This window comes from Ohtaekwangia sp. (assembly GCF_036568665.1).
Classification (GTDB): Bacteria; Bacteroidota; Bacteroidia; order Cytophagales; family Cyclobacteriaceae; genus Ohtaekwangia.
The window spans coordinates 1-3,419 of record NZ_DATCSD010000123.1 but is presented as its reverse complement, the minus strand read 5'-3'; the positions used below and the strand labels follow the sequence as shown (position 1 = coordinate 3,419).

Here is a 3,419-nt window from a genome sequence, read left to right as displayed (position 1 = left end):
TTGATGAAACATAAAGGACGTGCCGTTGTGTTTGAGAATATAGAAGACTATCACGCGCGTGTTGACGATCCTGATCTCGACATTGATGAGACCTGTGTTATGGTACTAAAGAGTGTAGGCCCTGTAGGTTACCCGGGTATGCCCGAAGTTGGCAATATGCCTTTGCCAACAAAACTTCTTGATAAAGGCGTTACGGATATGGTGAGAATTTCTGATGGAAGAATGAGTGGCACTGCGTATGGAACTGTAGTGTTGCACGTATCGCCCGAGTCTGCCATCGGTGGAAATTTAGCACTGGTTGAGAATGGTGATATCATTGAGCTGGATGTAGAAGCAAGACTTATACACCTGCATGTATCCGATGAAGTGCTCGCTATCAGACGACAACACTGGACACAACCTTCCGCGATTGCAGAACGTGGCTATGTAAACCTATATATTAACCATGTTCAACAGGCAGACAAGGGAGCTGATCTTGATTTCCTCGTTGGCAAGTCCGGGTCGAGGGTGACAAGAGATTCTCATTGATCGCCCCATCTGAAATGACATTCATCATTCTCGTTGCGTGTATTGTTAGCCTGGTAGTGCTCACTACCTGGGCGAAGGTAAATCCTTTTCTTGCTTTCCTCACGGTAGGGACTGCTGCAGCATTGCTCCTGAGAATGCCGGTTGAAGATATATCGAATTCGGTAAACAAAGGCATTGGCGATACACTGGGCTCGCTCGTGATTGTAATTATACTCGGAGCGATGCTCGGGAAACTCGTTGCCGAGAGTGGTGCGGCCCAACGCATCACGCTCATGATGCAACAGTTCTTCGGTGCACGGCATTTAGTATGGGCCATGAGCCTTACAGGATTTCTAGTAGGCATTCCGCTATACTATAATGTTGGCTTTGTGCTCATGATCCCGATTATATTTTCAGTAGCCTATCAATACAAACTGCCGCTGATCTATGTAGGACTCCCCATGCTGGCTTCTCTTTCGGTGATGCATGGTTTCCTTCCCCCTCACCCATCGCCCATTGCGCTTGTCGTTCAGTTCGATGCTGATATAGCAACAACCTTCGGGTACGGAATTATCATTGCTATACCGGCTATCATTCTTGCAGGTCCGGTGTTTGCAACAACCATCCGTAGCATTCCTGCAAGACCTGCAACGGTATCACTATGCGTAGAGAGACCACAGCATGAATTGCCCGGCGCAGTAAACAGTTTGGTATCATCACTCTTGCCGGTTTTGCTTATCGGTGTAACTACGCTCCTGTCGCGCATCTTTTCTGAGCATGCTATAGCACAGCGTGTTTTTTCATTTGTTGCCGAACCAAATCAAGCCATGCTGCTGACCATTATAATTGTGACGTATAGCCTGGGCATTGGCATTGGTAAGAAACTTTCATCGATCATGAGCATTTATGGAGAAGCGGTGAAAGATATAGCCATGATCCTGCTGATCATTGGAAGTGCCGGTATCCTGAAACAGATTTTTTTTGATAGTGGTGTGAGTAAAGATATTGCCGATGCATTCAGGCAATTGGAGTTCCCGCCCCTTATTTTAGCATGGACTATTACAGCAGTTTTAAGACTCGCACTTGGCTCTGCTACTATAGCAGGGCTAACGGCTGCCGGTGTAGTATATCCGCTTACGCAGCAAACCTACGTTGATCCTAATTTACTTGTGCTATCGATCGGGGCAGGAAGTTTATTCTGCTCGCATGTAAATGATACTGCCTTCTGGCTTTTCAAAGAATACTTCGGATTAACGATTAAAGATACCTTTCGCTCCTGGACGATGATGGAGACACTCGTTTCAATCATCGGATTAATTGGTGTGCTCTTACTTGACTATATAATACAATAACTGACGTTGATAGCAGTTACTATTAACGTCAGTTATTCGTAACCATGTTACTTAAAGAATGGATAACCGGGCGCAGCATATTTCTTCATTCCTTCTTCATTAATATCAACTCCTATACCGGGCTTCTCCGATAGTGTGATGAATCCATTCTCTACCATCGGCCCATCGTACTTCACAATTTCTTTATACATCGGATCGGTATGAAAATACATTTGCCATTCGAGGATCATGAAATTCGGAACGGACGCACAAACATGACATGACGCCATCGCCCCGAGAAACGATGCCACCATGTGTGGTGCAAACGGAACGTAGTATAGACTCGCGAGGTTAGCAATGCGTTGCCCCTCTCCCAGTCCGCCTGCTTTCTGCAAGTCTGGCATAATGATATCGACTGCACCTAATTCAAGCAATCGCCTGAAGCCATACGCGAGGTATAAATTTTCACCGGCACAGATCGGTGTGCTGGTAGAATCTGAAATTATTTTATAGGCCTCAGCATTCTCTGCCGGTATAGGTTCTTCCAGCCACATCAGGTTGAGTGGTTCTAGTCGCTTGGCTATCTGTTGTCCGGTTACCGCATCGTATCGTCCGTGCATATCACAACATATATCGATATCCGGTCCAACGGCTTCACGTGCTGCTGTAACCTGGTCGACCATGCGTTTCAATTCCCCAGGGCTCGCGGTCCAGTTATAGCTATCATATTTGGTTGGATCGTTTCGTTGGTCAAGATCAAACTTGATGGCGTTAAATCCCATCTTCTTTGCTTCCAACGCTGACTTGGCGAAGTCCTGAGCTGTTGGAAGATTTCGTTGATACAACGCGGTGTCACAATATACTCTGATCTTGTCGCGAAACTTTCCGCCCAGCAATTGATATACCGGTACACCTAATGCTTTTCCGGCAATGTCCCAAAGCGCTGTCTCCACGGCAGAGAGCACGGCAATGTACATTCCGGCCTGTGCGCCTTGAAATATACCGGACTTCCGAAGATCATCAAAGATGCGATGAACGTTCAGCGGGTTCTTACCTTTTAACCGAAACTCCAATGCTTTCACAAAGTGATATGTGCCTGCCACGGCATCGACACCTTCCCCGCATCCATATATACCCTGATCGGTATATATCTTCACAAACAAGCTGCTTCCATATTTGATAAAAGCGCATTGGACTTCCGTGATTTTCAAGTCTGCAGGTTTTGAATATATATTACTTCGGTCTACAGCCTGCACGAGGCTGTTGCCAAATGTTGTACCCAGGGGCGCCAACATGGCACCAGCGGTCACGGCACTCTTGAAGAATGCGCGTCTTGATTTTGTAGTTGACATCTATAGTATTGTTTATTTTATCTACCAGGTACGTTGCTTCAATAATTCCTGTATCTGTTCCTTCGGCACGGGGAGCTTGTCTGAATTTGCGCGGAGCCACTGCGAAAAATCCTTTTCAATTTCATCCGACCAACGTGTATCGATTTGACCTGGCGTATACTTCTGCTCGCGAAGTCGCTGGTGTCCGAACATATCACGAAGACGAACGACTTCCGATGTCTTCACTACT

The 3,419-nt window shown here is 46.4% G+C and carries 3 protein-coding genes and 1 pseudogene; 2 read left to right on the top strand and 2 right to left on the bottom strand.

Going from position 1 to position 3,419, the window contains the following annotated elements; translation table 11 throughout:
- Both VIN08_RS06540 and VIN08_RS06535 read left to right on the top strand, forming a co-directional pair.
- Positions 1-528: dihydroxy-acid dehydratase (locus VIN08_RS06540; protein ID WP_331962018.1), on the top strand; the 528-nt coding region annotated here is incomplete at its 5' end.
- Positions 529-542: 14 nt separating this feature from the next.
- Complete coding sequence (locus VIN08_RS06535; RefSeq protein WP_331962015.1) at positions 543-1,859, top strand: gluconate:H+ symporter; 1,317 nt, start codon at positions 543-545, stop codon at positions 1,857-1,859.
- Between the two features lie 47 nt (positions 1,860-1,906).
- Here VIN08_RS06535 and VIN08_RS06530 read toward each other — a convergent pair whose 3' ends face one another.
- Both VIN08_RS06530 and VIN08_RS06525 read right to left on the bottom strand, forming a co-directional pair.
- Positions 1,907-3,190 carry a mandelate racemase/muconate lactonizing enzyme family protein gene (locus VIN08_RS06530; RefSeq protein ID WP_331962012.1) on the bottom strand — a complete coding sequence of 428 codons (1,284 nt, stop codon included), beginning with the start codon at positions 3,188-3,190 and terminating at the stop codon, positions 1,907-1,909.
- Positions 3,191-3,211: 21 nt separating this feature from the next.
- Positions 3,212-3,419 (bottom strand): annotated as a pseudogene (locus tag VIN08_RS06525) (RraA family protein); the annotation flags it as partial.

Bases quoted from the DNA above. Each gene is read 5' to 3' on its own strand.
- VIN08_RS06530 (WP_331962012.1), bottom strand. From the start codon at position 3,190: ATGTCAACTACAAAATCAAGACGCGCATTCTTCAAGAGTGCCGTGACC.
- VIN08_RS06535 (WP_331962015.1), top strand. From the start codon at position 543: ATGACATTCATCATTCTCGTTGCGTGTATTGTTAGCCTGGTAGTGCTC.